This window comes from Planctomycetia bacterium (assembly GCA_034440135.1).
Taxonomy (GTDB): Bacteria; Planctomycetota; Planctomycetia; order Pirellulales; family JALHLM01; genus JALHLM01.
This window is the reverse complement of sequence record JAWXBP010000405.1, coordinates 1-17,520: the sequence shown is the minus strand read 5'-3', so window position 1 is coordinate 17,520 and position 17,520 is coordinate 1. Positions and strand designations below refer to the sequence as shown.

Sequence of the window (17,520 nt, the reverse complement as noted above, 5' to 3'; positions counted from 1 at the left end):
TTCCGCCCGGCAACATGGTCTTGTGGCGCGGCATGTCCAGGCTCACCGACATCCACCTCGGATATTGCCTGGCGAAAGATGTGGGTAATTGAAAGGTTCGCGTAACGCTTACAAACGTTACTGTTCAATGCGGTTGAAGCAACCGTGACGCCGTCGAGTGCGAAGAATCTCGACCAGATCGCGGATCTCATCCGCGGACACCGCAACGTGGTCTTGATCCGAGGGCACACGTCGACGGACGACCTGGCTGCCGACAGCAAAGAATCATCGGCCATGGAATTGTCGCTGCGGCGAGCGAGCGCAGTGCGAGACTATCTGCTGAAACGGGGCGTTGCCGCTGATACGCTCCGCGTCGTTGGAAGCGCCAGCTTTGAGCCGGTCATCTTGGGCGCTTACACGACGGATTCTCAGGCCATGAACCGGCGCGTGGAGGTGGAGTCGACCAGCACGCTGGTGGAGGATCTTCGCGCACGAAGGGCTGTGGCTGAGCCGGTTCGCGTACCTGACTCCCGCTGAAACTGAGCGCGAAGCTTGGCGCATCGCCCCGTGGGCAATATCGCCCGATACGTGAGAAGCAATTTGAAACCACGATGGTCTCGGAAACGGGCTGAGGACCACCCAGATTGACGTGGAGACTCCCCGCAGTGATTATCGGACGTCATGGGCAAAGCGCCGCGCGACGATCCAGACCCCGAGGCACCGCGTAAATTGGCGGGCGAGCCGCCGGTCGCTCCGGCGTGCCGCCCGGACCAATGGGTGGACCTCCACGGCGACGCGATGTTCAGCTACGCGCTCATGCGCTTGCGAGATCGCGACCTGGCTGAGGAGGTTGTGCAGGAAGCATTCCTGGCGGCGGTGCGCGGCATCGACCGGTTTCAAGGAAAGTCCTCGGAACGCACCTGGCTGATCGGTATTCTCAAACACAAGATCCTGGACGTGTTCGCCAAACGTCGCCGTGAAGGCCCGGTCGCAGGGCTAGACGCCGGCGGCGATTTCGTCGACGGTCTCTTCGATCCCCGGGGCATGTGGAAACAGCCGCCTGCCGACTGGCGACCTGACCCGGCCAAATTGATGGAGCAGGGCGAATTCTGGGCGGCATTCGAGCAGTGCATGGAGCATCTGCCGCAGCGGCTTGCCGAGGTGTTTTCGCTTCGTGTGGTCGACGAGAATCGGGCTGACGAAGTATGTAAGGTCTTGGGCATCACAGATACCAACCTGTGGGTACTGCTGCATCGGGCGAGGACGCGCTTGCGGCATTGTCTAGAAGCGAACTGGTTTAGGAAGAAGGGGAAGACGGCGCAAACCTGATGCTTTCCTGCAAACAAGCCACACAGCTCATCTCCGAAGCCCTCGACCGCAAGCTGTCGCTCGGTCAGCGCGTGGGGCTGCGCTTCCACGTCATGATGTGCTCGGCCTGTCGGGCTTACCGTCGGCAGCTCGTCGTACTCAACGATCTCTTCTCGCAATACTTCAGCTCCGAACGTGGGCAGTCGGGCGGACGTGGGGTATCGCTACCTGAAGAGTCCCGCCAGCGCATCAAGCGCGCCATCCGCATTCAAGCGGAATGATGCCTTAACTTAATCAGAAGTCGAATTTTACATGTAAGGGTTCGAGCGATCCTCCTGACCAACCTTCCAGCGGGCCGGTCAGTCTGGAGGCTTCGCCAACCACAGGGAATTCGGCTGATGTCTTTGATCCTCTTCACCCTCATTGCTGCCCTGGCGTTCGTAAACGGCGCGAACGATAACTGCAAAGGCGTGGCGACGCTCGTAGGACACGGAGCCGTCAAGCCGCGAACGGCGTTGCTGTGGGCAATGGTGACGACCGCCGTCGGTTCACTAGGTGCCTACTGGATCGCTGGCGGATTGCTGAGGACCTTCAGCACCGCGTTGTTTGCCAAAGACACAACACTCAATCCGAGCTTTTTCGCTGCTGTGTTGGTCGGCGCAACCGGCTGGATCTTCTTGGCCACTCGGACTGGTCTTCCCGTTTCGACGACACACGCCATCATCGGGTCGCTGGTGGGCGCTGGCATCGTCATGGTCGGCCATGCGGCGATGCAGTGGCGGCTCCTTGGTGCAACATTCGCCATTCCACTGCTGCTCAGCCCACTCCTGTCGATGCTGACCGTCTATCTGGTTGCATGGCCGTTGGGTCTTGTGCTCTCGCGAGTCGCCGGGAGATGCGTCTGCGTGACGCAACCGGCACTAGCGGCTACCAACTTCAGCGGTGCTACGGCACCCATTGGGGCGTTCGGCGTGATCGTTGATACCGAGGATGTCTGTGCAGTCCTGCCAATTACTGCGGGCATTTCGACAACGACTACGTCCAACGCGATCCATTGGCTCAGCAGCGGCTTGGTGGGATTCGCGCGCGGTTGGAACGACGCACCCAAGATTGCCGCGCTGGGACTGATTGCCCTGAGTGGCGGTCATGGCACTGCAATCTCTTTTGGCGTGGTCACGGGTGCGATGGCTCTTGGCGGCCTGGTTGCCGGACGGCGCGTGCTGGACACTCTGGCAACGAAGCTGACGCCGATGCCGCTCGTTGAGTCTCTCACAGCAAGCCTGATGACGGCAACGCTTGTCTGCTTGGCATCGTGGAATTCACTGCCGGTTTCAACCACACACGTCTCCACCGGCGCGATCATCGGCGCCGGTTTGAAGCACGACCCTCGCGGCATGCGGTGGGGGAAAGTCAGCGAGATCGTACTCGCTTGGATTGTGACCCTGCCGGTTTCGGCGCTGCTCGCGGGTGCCGCTGCGCTGGTGATACTTGGAATCTGGACACGGTAAAGGAAGAACCCTTATGGACACTGGAAATGGAAATGGCGTGACCGTCGCGACCGAAATGGAGTCGGCGGTGCGCCGGCGCTACGCGGCCGCGTCACGCAGGGCGGAGGCTTGCCTATGCGTTCCCAGCACCACGTACGACCCGAAGTACCTGGCGGTCCTTCCGAAGGAAATCATTGAGCGCGATTACGGTTGCGGCGACCCGAGTCTGTGGATTCGCGAGGGCGAAGTCGTTTTGGATCTGGGCAGTGGTGGCGGCAAGAATTGCTACATCTGCGCGCAAAAAGTTGGCCCGTCGGGCAAGGTGATCGGGGTTGACTTCAACGAACCGATGTTACATTTGGCGCGCAAGCATCGCCAGTCCATCGGCGACGCATTGGGCTATCACAACATCGACTTCCGCAAGGGCAAGATCCAGGATCTGCGACTCGACTTGGATCAGTTTGAGGCGTATCTCGCGCGCAACCCGGCCGCCAATTCCGACAGTTACCTGCTTGCGCAGGAGGAGGCCGAGCGTCTCCGTCACGAATCGCCGATGATCGCTGATTCCAGCATCGATGTCATAGTCAGCAACTGCGTGCTCAACCTCGTCAGCGTTAAAGAGAAGCATCAGCTTTTTGACGAGATGTTCCGCGTACTGAGAGTCGGTGGACGATGTGTCATCAGCGACATCGTTTCTGACGAGGACGTGCCGCTATCGCTCCAGCGAGACCGGGAGTTATGGAGTGGCTGCCTCAGCGGAGCTTTCCGCGAGGACCTGTTCCTCAAGGCGTTTCAGGACGCGGGCTTCTATGGCATTAGACTCCTGGATCGAACCGACCAGCCGTGGCAAACGCTCAACGGTATCGAGTTCCGGTCCGTCACGGTCCAGGCCTTCAAAGGAAAACAGGGCCCGCGCTTCGAGGGAAACCAAGCGGTCATTTACAAAGGCCCCTGGCGTCGCGTCATCGACGACGATGGTCATACGCTCGATCGCGGCGAGCGGATGGCGGTTTGTGATAAGACGTTCCGACTGTATCAGCGGGAGCCGTACCGGGATCAGTTCTTCTTCGTTGAGCCACTTCAGGCGATTCCTCCCGAACAGGCCAAGCCCTTCTGTCGCGCCAGTGCGAGGCGCGATCCGCGGGAGACCAAGGGCGGTGACTACGACAAGACCACCGAAAGCACCCGGCGCTGCGGCCCGGACGGGTGCTGCTGAGGATCGACGACGAACGGAGTTATCGATGACCGAAACACTAGTTCCCCTGCGTATCCGCAGCGTCGGCGGTTTTGACGAGCGCGTGATCGAAGCCGAAGGCAAGCCGCTCGGCGGTCTGTCAATCGACACGGTTCAGGTGAACATCGGCTTGCGCTGCAACCTCGCCTGCCATCACTGTCACGTTGAATCGTCGCCCACGCGCAAGGAGGAGATGAGTTGGGAAACGATGCAGATGGTGCTCGATGCCGCATGTCGCTGTGGTGCGGGCACAATCGACATCACCGGCGGCGCGCCCGAGATGCACCCACACTTCCGCGCGTTCGTCGCGGTGGCTCGCGCGCTGGGGAAGCACGTGATCGTACGGACGAACCTGACCATCATGTTGGAGAAGGGATACGATGATCTGCCGCAGTTCTTCAAGCACCAGCAGGTTCACCTGATCGCATCGCTGCCGTGCTACCTCGAAACCAAGGTCGATAAGCAGCGCGGCAAAGGTGTTTACAAGGAAAGCGTCACGGTCATCCAGTGGCTCAACATGATCGGCTACGGGACGGACCCCGATCTATCGCTGGACCTCGTTTTCAATCCTAGTGGCCCGAGCTTGCCTCCTGAGCAACATTCGCTGGAGAAGTCCTACCGTCGCGAACTCGATGAGCGATTCGGCATCCGATTCACTCGCCTGCTGACGATCACCAATGTCGCTATCGGACGGTTTCTTCACGACCTGCGTCGCCAGGGCAAGGCCGAGCAGTATCTGAAACTGTTGAGGGACTCTCTGAATCAAGCGACGCTGCCTGGGTTGATGTGCCGGCACCAAGTAAACGTGGGGTGGAACGGCACGTTGTACGACTGCGATTTCAATTTCGCGATCTCCCTTGCTGCCAAGGGACCACAGAGCCACATTCGCGACTTTGAGCGCGATAGCTTTCTCTCCCGCCGGATCGCGACCGGCGAGCATTGTTTCGCCTGCACCGCCGGATGCGGATCATCTTGCGGCGGCTCCTTAACCTGATGAGGTCAACGATGGCGCAAGCCGCACACCAGTTAGATGACGCAATGCCGCGACCCGATCTGCGGACAAAGCAAAGCAGTACACGTGGGCGTCGCGCTTCCACGTGGGTCAAGTGGATTTCCGCGCTCATCATCGTCGCTTGCGTCGTTCTCATAGTTCGACTCCTTCCAGTGGAAAATGTCGTTCGATGGCTGACGGGTTGGGTTCGCAGCCTGGGTCCGTGGGGACCCATTGCATTTGGTCTCATTTATATTGTTGCAGCGGTTCTCTTCGTTCCCGGGCTGGCTCTCACGTTGGCCGCAGGAGCGATTTTCGGGCTGACGCTGGGGACGCTGACGGTGTCGATCGCGTCCACGTTGGCCGCCTCAATCGCATTCCTCATTGCGCGCTATTTCGCCCGCGGCGCTGTCGAAAGAACGGCACACCGTTACCCGAAATTTAGTTCGATTGATAAAGCCATCGGAGCAGGAGGATGGAAAATCATCGCGCTGCTGCGGCTCTCGCCGGCGGTGCCGTTCAGCGCGGGCAACTACCTCTACGGACTCACGGCGATCCGCTTCTGGCCCTACATGCTCGCAAGTTGGCTCGCGATGCTGCCTGGGACGTTTTTGTATGTGTATCTCGGGTACCTCGGACAAACGGGGATTGCGGGCGGACATCGCACGCCTGGTCAGTGGGCGATGATGATCGTCGGGTTGTTGGCCACCATCGTTGTCACATTCTACGTCACGTCCCTGGCACGCAAGGCCATGCGCGGACGCGTTGAGGATTCGGTGAAAGAGGATGCTCCAGATCGGGACCATGACATGCAGAGCACATCATCCATCCGCGGGGCTGTCATGATGTCCGTTGTCGCGGCACTCTCAGTCATTGCGACGGCCTGCGCATACCTGAACAAAACGAAGATCAGCGGGTTGTTCGGACCACCGCGCGTGACGCTGACAGAGACGTATCAAGACAAGCCCGGTGGCGCGACATTTGATCATTCGGTGTTCAACGAATTGGTCGGTAAATACGTCGCCGCGGGCGGCTGGGTGGACTACGAGGGATTGCGCCGTGACTCAGCTCAACTCGACGCCTACATCGCTTCGCTGGCCGCCGCGCCGTTCGCCGACCTCGGCCGCAATGAGAAGTTCGCGCTGCTGATCAACGGATACAACGCCTTCACGCTTCGCCTTATCCTCGACCATTACCCGCTCAAGTCCATCAAGGACATCCCCGCGGACAAGCGATGGGACGAGAAGCGGTGGATCATTTCCGGCCGCACCTGGTCTCTGACCCAGATCGAGCATGAACAGGTCCGGCCGAACTTCAAGGAGCCGCGGGCGCATTTCGCGCTTGTCTGCGCGGCGATCGGGTGCCCACCCCTTCGGAGTGAAGCCTACGTTGGCAATCGGGTCGATGAACAACTGGAGGATCAGGCGCGCTATGTCCATGGCCACAAGCAATGGTTCTGGCACGAGCCCGAGAAGCAGATGGTACATCTGACCAGTCTCTACAAGTGGTACGGCAACGACTTTGAGCAGGTCGCCGACGGATCGGTGCTGAATTTCGCGGCGCGCTATTCAGCGACTCTGAAGGCGGCACTCGATTCTGGACGCAAGCCGACGAATGACTGGCTCGACTACGACTGGACGCTCAACAGTGTGGCGAACAAGGAGAAGGTCGAATGACTGCATCACTCGCGTCCGCACCGTTCGTCCCCGAATCGCCGCTGATTCGGCCGATGGATGAACACAACCGTGAATTGCTCAGCAATGTTCATCCGCCGGATTGGACGAACCCCGATCCCGCGCGTCGCTACAACCTCGTCGTGATCGGCGCCGGCGCGGGCGGACTTGTAACTTCACTCGGTGCAGCCGGGCTGGGGGCCAAAGTTGCCTTGGTCGAAAAGTATCTGCTCGGCGGCGACTGCCTGAATGTCGGGTGCGTGCCGTCCAAGTCGCTTCTTCGCTGCGGACGTGCATACGCGGACGTGCGCGACGCGGGCGATTTCGGAGTGCGCGTCCCCGCAGGCGTGGAGGTGGATTTTCCCGCCGTGATGGAAAGAATGCGCCGACTCCGCACGAGGATCAGCCCGAACGATGGCGTAAAGCGACTGCGCGATGCGGGAGTGGATGTGTTCCTCGGCGAAGGCCGATTTGTCGGACCCGACGCGATCGAGGTCGCTGGAAAGACGCTGCGCTTCAGTCGCGCGGTGATCGCCGCCGGCGCGCGAGCTTCGGCGCCGCCGGTGCCTGGACTGAACGAAGCAGGCTATCTCACGAACGAAACAGTTTTCTGGCTGACCGAACTGCCCCGGAGATTGGCGGTCATCGGGGCGGGCCCCATCGGTTGTGAACTCTCACAAGCATTCGCCCGCCTGGGTTCGGAAGTGCATCTTCTGGAGGCCGAGCATCAAATCCTCGGCCGCGAAGACCGCGACGCTTCAGAGATCGTTCAAAGATCACTGCTTCGCGACGGGATTCATGTCGGCTGCCAGTGCAAGATCGTCCGCGTTCACCGAGATGGCGCCGAAAAAATCCTCCAGCTGGAACGCGGTTCTGATCACATGGAACTGCGTGTGGATGAAATTCTCGTCGGCGTCGGACGAAAGCCGAATGTCGAGCGCCTCGGCCTGGAACAAGCTCAAGTGAGTTTTGACGCCCGCAGTGGGATCGTCGTCAACGATCGACTGCAAACAAGCAACCGTAAGATCTACGCCGTCGGGGACATCTGCTCGCAATACAAGTTCACGCATATGGCTGACGCCATGGCTCGCATCGCGCTGCAGAACGCTCTGTTCTTCGGGCGCGCCAAAGTAAGCGCGCTCACGATTCCGTGGTGTACCTACACTGACCCCGAGATTGCCCACGTCGGCATGTACGAGAAAGATGCGCGCGACCGCGGCCTCGAAGTTGACACGATTCGACTGGAACTCTCGGAGCTGGACCGCGCACTTCTCGACGGCGAAGAAGAAGGGTTTCTCAAGGTGCATGTGAAGAAAGGAACGGACCGCATCCTCGGCGCTACGCTCGTCTCGCGGCACGCAGGCGAGATGATCTCTGAACTGACGCTCGCAATGGTCGGCGGGCTCGGCCTGAAGACCCTTTCGCGCACGATCCATTCCTACCCCACGCAAGCGGAGATCATGCGCAGAGCCGGCGACGCGTACAACCGAACGCGGCTCACGCCGTTCGTCAAGGGGCTGTTCCACAGACTGATGAGTTGGCGAAGGTGAATGCCATCGATCAAATTTTCACTCGGATCAACACGCTCACGCATTGGCGCACAGTCGATCCGACTTCGCGTTCCTCGCGATCGCGTACTGCCTGCATGGTGGGCGCGACGCTGCTTCTGACGATGGCAATCTTGCTTTCTGTGCGTTCGCAATTTCTATGGCACTGGGCCTTGACCTCTGAACCGGTGCTTTACTTGTTCGTGGCGCTCTACGTTGCCGCGGGTGGGATCTACCTGGCCGTCATCGGATCATTGCGCCGCATCGTTGTCGGGCGGAAAGGCGTCCTGTGCATTCTGCTGGTTGGCCTTCTCATGCGACTCGCACTGCTTCCGTCGGCCCCGGTGCTGGAGACCGACTCATTCCGTTACATGTGGGACGCGGCGCTGACAGCGCGTGGCGCCAGTCCCTATTTGCATACTCCTGAAAAAGGCAAGAGTGCTCTAACTGATCTTGACGGTGATTCGCGAATTCGCGCCGTCGCCCGCGAGGCGGGATCGCATCTGAAGCAGATCAATCACCCAGACGTCAAGACGATCTACCCGCCGGTTGCCCAGGCAGCATTCCTCCTTGCGTACTGGATCAGTCCCTGGAACGGAGCGGCGTGGCGCGCAATTCTACTGGTTGCCGATGCCGCGACCGTGCTGCTGCTGCTGGTCCTGATGCGCCATCTCCGGCTACCACTGGCCTGGATCGCGATCTACTGGTGGAATCCGCTGCTGGTCAAGGAGTTCTATTGCGCCGGCCACATGGACGCGATTGTATTGCCCTTTGTAACCGGCGCCGTGATGCTGGCCGTGATGCAGCGAACGGCCCTGGCGGCGGCGGCCTTGGCTGCTGCCGTCGCCGCCAAGTTCTGGCCCGTCGTTCTGCTTCCACTGCTGCTTCGATCGGTGGTTCGCCAGCCCCGCCGGGTCGCGCTCTCTCTTGCCGCGTTCACCGTGACGGCCGCGATCCTGCTGTCACCGATGCTCGTGGCCGGGCACAGCGGCATCGCTGGGAGCGTGGACTACTCGCGTTCGTGGCAGTCCAACGACGGACTGTTTCAGCTCGTCGTACTGTTATGCCGGCACACGTTGCCGTTGGTGGGAGTTCACGCCTGGGCGGAGCAGATGGCGGCTCGTTTGACCGTGACACTCGTGCTGGTCGCATGGGTGCTTTGGTTGGCGCGCCGACCGCTGAACGATCCGCTTGAGTTGTGCGAAGCGTCGCTGCTGGCGGTCGCCGGACTTTTCCTGCTAAGTCCGACACAATTTCCCTGGTACTACACATGGATGTTGCCGCTGTTGGCACTTCGTCCGCGGTGGTCGCTTCTCCTCTACACGGCGTTGTTGCCGCTTTACCACCTGCATTACAGCCGACCCGCGTGGGTGTGGGTAGAGCATTTACCGGTCTGGGCGTTCTTGTCCCTCGAATCGTTCGCGCGCGTTCGGTCTCGCAACTTGTCTAGTCGCGTTCAAGTGAGTTTTCATGATCCCGCTCCCATCACAACATCGATCCCGTGAGTCACCGAGGTTCGAAAGGACAGCCGTGGTGATTCCCGTACTCAACGAGGAGCGCGCCATCGGCCACGTATTGGCGGCAGTTCCGACTTGGGTCCAGAGTGTCATCGTCGTCGATAACGGATCGACCGACCGAACGGCGGACGTTGCGCGGGCACACGGCGCAAAGGTTATCACGGAGGTCCGTCGAGGGTACGGATCGGCGTGTCTTGCCGGCCTGGCGGAGATCGGCGACGCCGAAATAGTCGTCTTTCTCGACGGAGATTTCAGCGATCACCCCGAGGAGATGCAGCAACTGATCGCGCCAATCGTGGAGAACCGCGCAGATCTCGTCATCGGCTCTCGAATCACGGGGCGCTGCGCTCCCGGCGCACTCACGGTGGCGCAGCGGTTCGGCAACACCGTCGCGTGCAGGCTCATGCGGTTCTGCTGGAACGCCAGCTTTACGGACCTGGGTCCCTTCCGCGCGATCCGCCGAGCCAGTTTGGAGCAACTGCACATGGACGATCGCGGGTTCGGCTGGACGGTACAGATGCAGACGCGGGCAGCCAGGCTCGGGTTGCGAGCAGTCGAAGTTCCGGTGAGTTACCGCTGCCGCATCGGTCGTTCGAAAATCTCCGGCACGCTGCGAGGGGTCGTGCAGGCGGGCAGCAAGATTCTCTACACGATTTGGAACGAATCGCGCCAATCCAGGAGGACGTCGACGAGTGATCGACCGGAGGACTTTGCTGCATTGCACCGCCAAACCACGGAACGCCGTCGCCACACACCGTCGATCTCGGTCGTGATTCCAGCACTGAATGAGCAGGAGTACGTTGGCCGAGCAATCCGCTCGGCGATCACGGCGGACGCTGGTGAAGTCGAGATAATCGTCGTGGACGGCGGCAGCAGTGATAGGACGGTGCAGCTTGCGCGCGAATGCGGCGCGACCGTGCTCCGATCGGAGCGCGGCCGCGCACAGCAAATGAACAAGGGCGCGGCGGCGGGGCGCGGCGAGATCCTCCTGTTCCTTCATGCCGATTCGCAGCTACCCGCCGACTTTACAACTCAGGTCCGTCGCATGCTCGCGGCGCCCGATACGATCGCGGGGGCGTTCGCGATAGCTATTGAACCATCGAGTGCGGTGATGCGGCTATACGCGGCCTTGACTCATCTGCGTTCGCGGGTGGTGCAGATTCCCTATGGTGACCAAGCCATTTTTCTGACGAAAGCCGCGTTCGATCGCGTTGGCGGCTATCCCGATGTCCCGATCATGGAGGACCTCGAACTCGCCCGGCGGCTTCAGCGGCTAGGTCGTGTGCGCGTCGTTAATGACATCGTTAGTACATCCGGCAGGCGATGGCACCGACACGGGGTCTTCAAGACCAGCCTGCTCAACCAACTCTTGATTATTGCATATTACGCCGGCGTCTCACCTGCGACGCTACACCGGTGGCGTGAATCGGGAATAATCCTGCGCGATGCGTTCACTCCTAAGGCGGGTCGCGACAGCAACTGCGGCCCGGCCACGACGGAATGGATTGGGCGCGTGCGGGAGGTCGGGCATTGACGCGGGCTGACAGCAAACGCGCGCTCTACGCGTCGTGGGTCCGAGATTTCTCGGCCGACATCTACCGTTGCGGCTATCGCCTCTGCGGTTCTGGCGATATCGCCGAAGAACTTTCGCAGGAAGTGTTCTTCGAAGCATGGCGGTCGATGAGTTCCCTGCGCGATACGCAGAAAGCAAGGTGCTGGTTGCTCAGCATCTTGCGTCATCGCTACATGCATTGGTTGCGCGACCGCAAACGCGGGAGAACCATCCGTGGCGGTGATCGGATCGCAGCTGATCGTTTGGTAAGCAACGAGAGTTCGCCGCATGAAGTGCTGGCCCGGCAAGAATCGCTCCAGCTGGCGCTGGATGCATTGGAAGACCATTACAAGGTACCGTTCCTGCTCGTCTTCCTAGAGGGACTTACCTGCCAGGAAACTGCCGAGCTTCTGGAAATCCCGCTCGGCACCGTCCTGTCTCGCATCTACCGGGCGAGGAGACTGTTGCGACGCGAGTTGGAAGACAAACCGTCAGCGAGCCCGCACTTAAGGATTCGCAGCGGGGAACCCGACCGACATCAGCCGCGAAACCGCGTGGGAGAAGCACCATGAATTCGGAAGAGATCGAGGAGTTCCGCCGGCGAATGGAGGAGGTTGCGGTGCTTCCGCATGGGGCACCGGAGCGCCAGGCGGTGTTACGTCACGTGAGCCAAGCTGACAGCACGATCGAGCAAGAGTGGCTGAAGCTAGTCCGCGAGGATGAACAGTTGCGACTGGACTTGGCACGCGCAGCCCTGCCGTCCGATTTAGAGTATCGGCTGCTGGCGATCCCCGGGCAAACACGAATGCCGGGCCGCTGGCTTCTTCCGAGGTCGCTGTGGCTCTCGGCTGCGGCCGCGGTACTTGTGCTGGCATTCTCGCTCTGGGGCATCGTGGCAGCGAGAAGCCATCGGCAGGCGCGGACGCTCGACGGCATTGCGATTTTGACAATGGCGAGCCACGAAAGCCAACCGCAATTGGCCGTCACATCCGCCGACTGGGAAGTGGTGAAGACTGCGGTGCAGAATTCGGTCTCGTTTCCTGTCGACCGGCCGAAGCTGGACCCGACGTTCAAGTTGATCGGCGGCCGCGTCATAAAGCTCGCCGGAACCTCCATGATCTACACGCGTTGGGAGAGCCGCGGGAAAACTTACTCTCTGTACCAGTTCTGCGGGAAGGATTTTAGCCTGCGTGCACCCGTGTCGCGACAGTTGATCGATCGCCAACTCACCCCCACGACGCGATGCAACGTTCTGGTGTGGACCGAAGCCCACTGCGACTATGCGCTGTTGGTCGACGGCGAGACAGCACCGCAACACGGTCCCAACTCAATTTGATCTCACCAGCCCGACTTAGCCAGCCTAAAGGTGTCAAATGACAGTAAAGATAGCAATCGTATTATTAGCGGACATCTCCACCGGCGGGGACATGGGTCGCATGGCGAATGCGCTCACGACCGCTCTGGAGTTCAAGCAGGCCGGTGATCAGGTGAAATTGATCTTCGATGGTGCCGCAACCAAGTGGATCGGGCAGCTCGCCAAGCCGGAGCACAAGTATCACGGGCTCTTCGAGTCGGTTCGAGGATCGGTCTCAGGCGTGTGTCGATACTGCGCGACCGCATATGGCGTGGCGGACGAAGTACGCGCCTGCGGGCTCACGTTAACCGATGAGTACCAAGGGCACCCAAGCCTGCGCTCGCTGGTTGCCGCAGGGTATCAAATCATCACGTTTTGAGCGGCTGTCCTGCCTGGTCCCACATGCACGCGGTGGCGTGCAACATACCTCGCATCCCATGGACGCGCGAGGTCCGGAACAAACAACCGCCGAGATCGCACTTCATTTGAGTTGATCCAATTCCCGCACAACTGTTGTTGCCGCAACGCGTCCACCGTGGGTCTTGCTTATATCGGCGAACTTAACGATACCGTCGCGGTCAATCACGAACGATGAGGGATAGGCAGTTTCGCGAGGCGCATCCCAGCGCAACCCGTATTCGTTTGTGAATTTGTAGTCCGGGTCGATCACGAAATAGAAGCTCTCAGGAATTCCCTTGCCGCGACGAAACTCCTCGGCGTGCTCCTGCAGCTTTTCACTTGGCCCCGGGTAGACAAGCAGCACGCGCGCTCCGGTTTTCTCAATTTCCTTTGCATGTGCGATCAGATCCGCCACTTGCCGTGTGCAGATAGGACACTGATACCCTGGCCAACCTCGCAACACGATCAGCACGACAGGACCGTCGTGAACGAGTTTCGCGAGAGATACCGACTCGCCGTCCAATGTCGCCAGCGAGAATTCCGCGGCTCTCTCGCCCTTGCCCGGCGGCGCCTTTCCTGCGGGTTGCGTGGTTGGCTCTGCTGCGGCGGCTCCAAGACGGGCCAGTGCCGTGAGCGCGATGAGAATCGTGAGAGCAGCAACGTATCGCATGAACCTCACTCCTCGACTATGTCATCCCCTCGGCCAGATCAATCGGGATTTTGCGGCCGAACGCAGAAACTCTACGAGCTCGTCACCCGACATGAAAGCGCCTTAGCGCCGGACAGTCAAAAATAAAACTTCACGATGCCGCTTGACTCGATACTTAGGTACAGAGTGTAGAATCGAGATGAAAGAGACCATCGCCCGGAGAGAGCGCCGGAGGCCTTGTCGAAGAACCGGATCGCAACGATGGCTCGTCAGTACGCCGACCGCCCCAAATGACGTGCGACATGAAACCATTGTGGAGCAACGAAGTCGCCAAACAAAGCGGCGTGAATCTTCAAACGCTGCGGTACTACGAGCGGCAGGGGCTGTTGCCTCCGCCGCGGCGCACGGATTCGGGCTATCGCGCGTTTACGCCGCAGACGGTGGGCTTGATCCGTTTCATCAAACGGGCGCAAGGACTCGGCTTCACCTTGCGAGAGATCAAGCAGCTCATCGCGCTCAACGAGCATCCCGACACGGCGTGCGCCGAAGTGCGCGTGCAAACGGAAGCGAAGATTGCCGACGTGACCGAGAAGATCAAGAGTCTGCGGGCGATCAAGCGTGAGCTGACCCGCTTGGCCCATGCGTGCGCCGGTGCGAACCGCCCGCACGCGTGCGCCGTTCTCACCCGCCTGGACGGAGCGAACGGCAAAGTTGCAGTCAAAGGAATCAAACGAGGAGTCAAACGATGAATTCGCAAGATCATTCACAAACCCGATGGAGTCTGGCCGGTGCATTGACGGCAGCAATTGCCGCGTCGGTCTGTTGTCTTGGGCCGCTCGTATTGGTGGGGCTGGGCGTCGGCGGTGCGTGGACTAGCAGTCTAAGAGTTCTGGAACCGTATCGGCCGATCTTCATCGCCGTCACGCTTGGCTTCTTGGGCTTCGCCTTCTACCGGGCCTACCGGACGCCCGCAGCGGCCTCGTGTGAACCGGGGAGTTCCTGCGCGGTCCCGCGTGCCGCCCGCGTGGGCAGGATCGCGCTCTGGATCGTGGCGCCGATCTTACTCGCCTTGCTCGCCTTCCCGCAGCTTGCGCCACACCTCTTTGGGACAAACAGCACCAAAGGAGCGACCAACGTGCCGATCCAACAAGTCGTGTTGAAGGTGGACGGGATGACCTGCGGCTCATGCACCCTCCATGTGCGCGAAAGCCTGATGCACGTGGATGGCACGCAGGATGCGAAGGTGACGCTCGACCCGCCCGAGGCGGTCGTGAGGTACGACCCCGCCAGGACTTCGGTGCAGTCGCTTGAGCAGGCGACGGCGAAGGCGGGATACTCGTCGTCGGTGAAACAGGAGAAGTGAACATGGCTGACCCATTTGACCTCGTGATCCTCGGCTCCGGTTCCACCGCGTTCGCCGCCGCACTGACGGCGCAAGAGTTGGGCAAGACTTCGGTGATGATCGAAGAACGGCTTATAGGCGGCACTTGCGTCAACCGCGGGTGCCTTCCATCCAAAAACCTGATCGAGGCGGCGAAGCTGATTCACGACGCGGGCAACTCCCGCTATCCCGGCCTGCGCGCCTGTCGGATGGAATTGGATTTCGCGGCCTTGGTCAACCAGAAGGATGAGGTTGTCCACGAGTATCGCAAGAAGAAATACGAGAGCCTCGTCGATGGTCAAATCCGCATCGAGAACGGTCACGCTCAATTCGTGGACCCGCATACGGTCGTAGTCGGCGGCAAGCGGCTGACCGGTGACAAGGTACTCATCGCTACCGGCTCGCGGCCCGTCCTGCCCGAGATTGACGGACTGAACCGGGTGCCGTACCTCACCAGCGACTTGCTCACGGTGGATGAGCCGATGGAACTGCGGGAGCTTCCCAAGTCTCTGCTGATCGTCGGTGGCGGGTACATCGCGCTGGAGTTGGGGCAGATGTTCAGTCGCTTCGGCACCGAAGTGACCATCCTCGAACGCAACGCCCAGTTGTTGGCACACGGTTACGAGCCGGAGGTAGGACGAAACGTCGGCGAGATCTTTGCCCAGGAGGGGATTCAGGTCGTCTTCAACGCCCGCGCCAAAATTGTTCGGCAGGATGGAACAAACGTTGTCACCACCGCGATCGTCGGGGGACGGGAGCGAGAGTATCGCACCAGCAAGCTGCTGATTGCCACCGGGCGACGGCCTAACACAGATAACATCGCCGTCGAGCGCTCGGGCGCTGCGGTCAACGAACGCGGCGAAGTGGCCGTTGATCAATTCCTGCGAACCAACGTCCCGCACATCTTCGCCGCCGGCGACGTGATCGGGCGGCAGCACGGCAGCCAAATGGCTACGCCGGTGGGCAGTCGTCACGGGGGAATTGCCGCGCGCAACGCGCTATCCGGCGATCCGATGCGGGCGGCAGACCATCGGGTTATTCCCCGCGTCATCTTCACCGATCCGCAAGTAGCCGTCGTTGGCATGACCGATACCGAAGCCGTCGGCACCGGGCATCGCTGCTGGTGCAACACGCTGCCGATGTCACTGGTGCCGCGCGCCGGCGCTATTCGCGACACGCGCGGGATTATCAAGATGGTGGCGGATAAGGATTCCAACGAAGTGCTGGGCGTCTCGATGGTCGGTCATAACGCGGGCGAGGTCATTCACGAGGCAGCGATGGCGATGCGGTTCCGCGCCAAGATTCAAGACTTCATCGACCTGCTGCATGCCTACCCGACGATGGCCGAGGCGTTGAAGATCGTCGCCATATCTCGACACAAGGACCCGGCGAAGCTGTCGTGCTGCGCGGAGTGAACTGACCGAATCAAAGCACGAGGTCTACCTGATTGATCTGGAACGCGTCAATCTGATTGCTGCGCCGTGCTGGCTTCGCAAGAGAGGAGCAAGTAACGTGGTGTCCAATTGCTGCAATACTCGCACAGATGAGGATGTCTGCCCCCGTTGCCGTCGCAATGCCAAGGCGGTTGAAGTCGTCACGCTGAAGAGCTTGCTCGTCCCGGAAGCGATGAAACGATTAGATCCGCACGCGGCGTATCACTTCTGCCGGACTGTCGATTGCCCCGTCGTGTACTTCAACGGCACGCTGGTCTTTGCCAAAGATGAAGTGACAGTGCGCATGCTGCAAAAGGAAAGCACCGGCCCGCTGCCGGTCTGTTACTGCTTCGGCTTCACGAGGGAAAGCATCGCCGACGAAATGGAGCGGACGGGAACGAGCACCGCCGTCGAGCAGGTCACACGGTATGTCAAGGACGGCAAGTGCGCCTGCGAGCTTCGCAACCCGCAGGGTAGCTGCTGCCTTGGAAACGTCCCACAAGCCGTGGAGCAGGCTCGCCGCGCCGCTGGAGTTCAAAGATGAGGGGCGATTGACCCGCTGGCGTCTGCCAGGATTCGATCCTTTGTCTTGGCAGAAAGAGACGCGATGGTAAACCAACTGGTTGGCGCTCTGGCGCCCGCTCCGAAGCTTCCCAATGCGGCAATCGCGATCAGCATAGGCAGAGTCGAAGCCGTTCGCATTCAACGCCGCCCCGGCAGCGTCGTCAGCCGAATGAGCCAGACTTGGCGGCCGAAAGCAGAAACTCTACGAGCGCGTCACGCGACATGAAAGCGGCTCGCCGCAAGACGCGGCCTTCACTATCCAGGACGAGAATCGTGGGGACGAATTCCACGCCGTACCGCCGGCCTGCATTCTGGCCCTCTGATTGGTCAACATCTAGAAGCACGGGGATGAATGGGAATGGGCAAGCAAAACGCCTGCACGGGGGCAGGTTGAGGGGCGCGGAAAATGCCTGCACTGAAGTAACGGGTTTGCGTGATTTGGTTGCGTTGTG

The 17,520-nt window shown here is 60.5% G+C and carries 18 protein-coding genes; 17 read left to right on the top strand and 1 reads right to left on the bottom strand.

The features are described from left to right. Window positions 1-120: 120 nt before the first annotated feature. The 13 genes from SGJ19_23815 (at window position 121) to SGJ19_23755 (ending at window position 13,021) form a co-directional block, all read left to right on the top strand. Window positions 121-516: an OmpA family protein gene (locus SGJ19_23815; GenBank protein MDZ4783286.1), complete on the top strand. Its 396-nt coding sequence runs from the start codon at window positions 121-123 to the stop codon at window positions 514-516. 144 nt (window positions 517-660) lie between these two features. Beyond that, window positions 661-1,308, top strand: a complete 648-nt coding sequence (locus tag SGJ19_23810; protein MDZ4783285.1) for a sigma-70 family RNA polymerase sigma factor — start codon at window positions 661-663, stop codon at window positions 1,306-1,308. Next, the gene (locus SGJ19_23805; GenBank protein MDZ4783284.1) at window positions 1,308-1,568 is read left to right on the top strand and encodes a zf-HC2 domain-containing protein; all 261 of its coding nucleotides are present in this window, start codon (window positions 1,308-1,310) and stop codon (window positions 1,566-1,568) included. Before SGJ19_23810 ends, SGJ19_23805 begins: the two co-directional genes overlap by 1 nt. A gap of 117 nt (window positions 1,569-1,685) precedes the next feature. After that, window positions 1,686-2,795 (top strand): inorganic phosphate transporter, encoded by a 1,110-nt coding sequence (locus SGJ19_23800; protein ID MDZ4783283.1) that lies wholly within the window; start codon window positions 1,686-1,688, stop codon window positions 2,793-2,795. Window positions 2,796-2,832: 37 nt separating this feature from the next. Then, a complete protein-coding gene (locus tag SGJ19_23795; protein MDZ4783282.1) occupies window positions 2,833-3,990 on the top strand; it encodes a methyltransferase domain-containing protein in 1,158 nt (385 codons plus the stop codon). An 82-nt stretch (window positions 3,991-4,072) separates the two neighbouring features. Then, window positions 4,073-5,002: an arsenosugar biosynthesis radical SAM protein ArsS gene (gene arsS, locus SGJ19_23790; GenBank protein MDZ4783281.1), complete on the top strand. Its 930-nt coding sequence runs from the start codon at window positions 4,073-4,075 to the stop codon at window positions 5,000-5,002. Between the two features lie 11 nt (window positions 5,003-5,013). Then, window positions 5,014-6,675 carry a VTT domain-containing protein gene (locus SGJ19_23785; GenBank protein MDZ4783280.1) on the top strand — a complete coding sequence of 554 codons (1,662 nt, stop codon included), beginning with the start codon at window positions 5,014-5,016 and terminating at the stop codon, window positions 6,673-6,675. Beyond that, window positions 6,672-8,222, top strand: coding sequence for a mercuric reductase (locus tag SGJ19_23780; GenBank protein MDZ4783279.1), 1,551 nt, complete (start codon window positions 6,672-6,674; stop codon window positions 8,220-8,222). The genes SGJ19_23785 and SGJ19_23780 overlap by 4 nt, the downstream gene beginning before the upstream one ends. A 98-nt stretch (window positions 8,223-8,320) precedes the next feature. Continuing rightward, window positions 8,321-9,724, top strand: a complete 1,404-nt coding sequence (locus SGJ19_23775) for a glycosyltransferase 87 family protein (protein MDZ4783278.1) — start codon at window positions 8,321-8,323, stop codon at window positions 9,722-9,724. Continuing rightward, window positions 9,690-11,270 (top strand): TIGR04283 family arsenosugar biosynthesis glycosyltransferase, encoded by a 1,581-nt coding sequence (locus tag SGJ19_23770; GenBank protein MDZ4783277.1) that lies wholly within the window; start codon window positions 9,690-9,692, stop codon window positions 11,268-11,270. Before SGJ19_23775 ends, SGJ19_23770 begins: the two co-directional genes overlap by 35 nt. Further along, entirely contained in the window at window positions 11,267-11,860 is a 594-nt protein-coding gene (locus SGJ19_23765; GenBank protein ID MDZ4783276.1) for a sigma-70 family RNA polymerase sigma factor, read from the top strand. Before SGJ19_23770 ends, SGJ19_23765 begins: the two co-directional genes overlap by 4 nt. Beyond that, window positions 11,857-12,624, top strand: coding sequence for a hypothetical protein (locus SGJ19_23760; GenBank protein MDZ4783275.1), 768 nt, complete (start codon window positions 11,857-11,859; stop codon window positions 12,622-12,624). The genes SGJ19_23765 and SGJ19_23760 overlap by 4 nt, the downstream gene beginning before the upstream one ends. 37 nt (window positions 12,625-12,661) lie before the next feature. Further along, window positions 12,662-13,021: a hypothetical protein gene (locus SGJ19_23755; protein MDZ4783274.1), complete on the top strand. Its 360-nt coding sequence runs from the start codon at window positions 12,662-12,664 to the stop codon at window positions 13,019-13,021. A gap of 102 nt (window positions 13,022-13,123) precedes the next feature. On the opposite strand, the gene SGJ19_23750 is transcribed toward SGJ19_23755, so the two are convergent. After that, a complete protein-coding gene (locus SGJ19_23750) occupies window positions 13,124-13,711 on the bottom strand; it encodes a peroxiredoxin family protein (GenBank protein ID MDZ4783273.1) in 588 nt (195 codons plus the stop codon). Between the two features lie 281 nt (window positions 13,712-13,992). Between SGJ19_23750 and SGJ19_23745 the strand changes: the two genes are divergently transcribed. From SGJ19_23745 to SGJ19_23730, 4 genes are all read left to right on the top strand, one after another. Continuing rightward, the gene (locus tag SGJ19_23745) at window positions 13,993-14,439 is read left to right on the top strand and encodes a heavy metal-responsive transcriptional regulator (GenBank protein ID MDZ4783272.1); all 447 of its coding nucleotides are present in this window, start codon (window positions 13,993-13,995) and stop codon (window positions 14,437-14,439) included. Next, a complete protein-coding gene (locus tag SGJ19_23740; protein MDZ4783271.1) occupies window positions 14,436-15,053 on the top strand; it encodes a mercuric transporter MerT family protein in 618 nt (205 codons plus the stop codon). The genes SGJ19_23745 and SGJ19_23740 overlap by 4 nt, the downstream gene beginning before the upstream one ends. Before the next feature lie 2 nt (window positions 15,054-15,055). Next, window positions 15,056-16,486, top strand: coding sequence for a mercury(II) reductase (gene merA, locus SGJ19_23735; GenBank protein ID MDZ4783270.1), 1,431 nt, complete (start codon window positions 15,056-15,058; stop codon window positions 16,484-16,486). Window positions 16,487-16,583: 97 nt separating this feature from the next. Then, window positions 16,584-17,048, top strand: a complete 465-nt coding sequence (locus tag SGJ19_23730; GenBank protein MDZ4783269.1) for a (2Fe-2S)-binding protein — start codon at window positions 16,584-16,586, stop codon at window positions 17,046-17,048. Window positions 17,049-17,520: the final 472 nt, after the last annotated feature.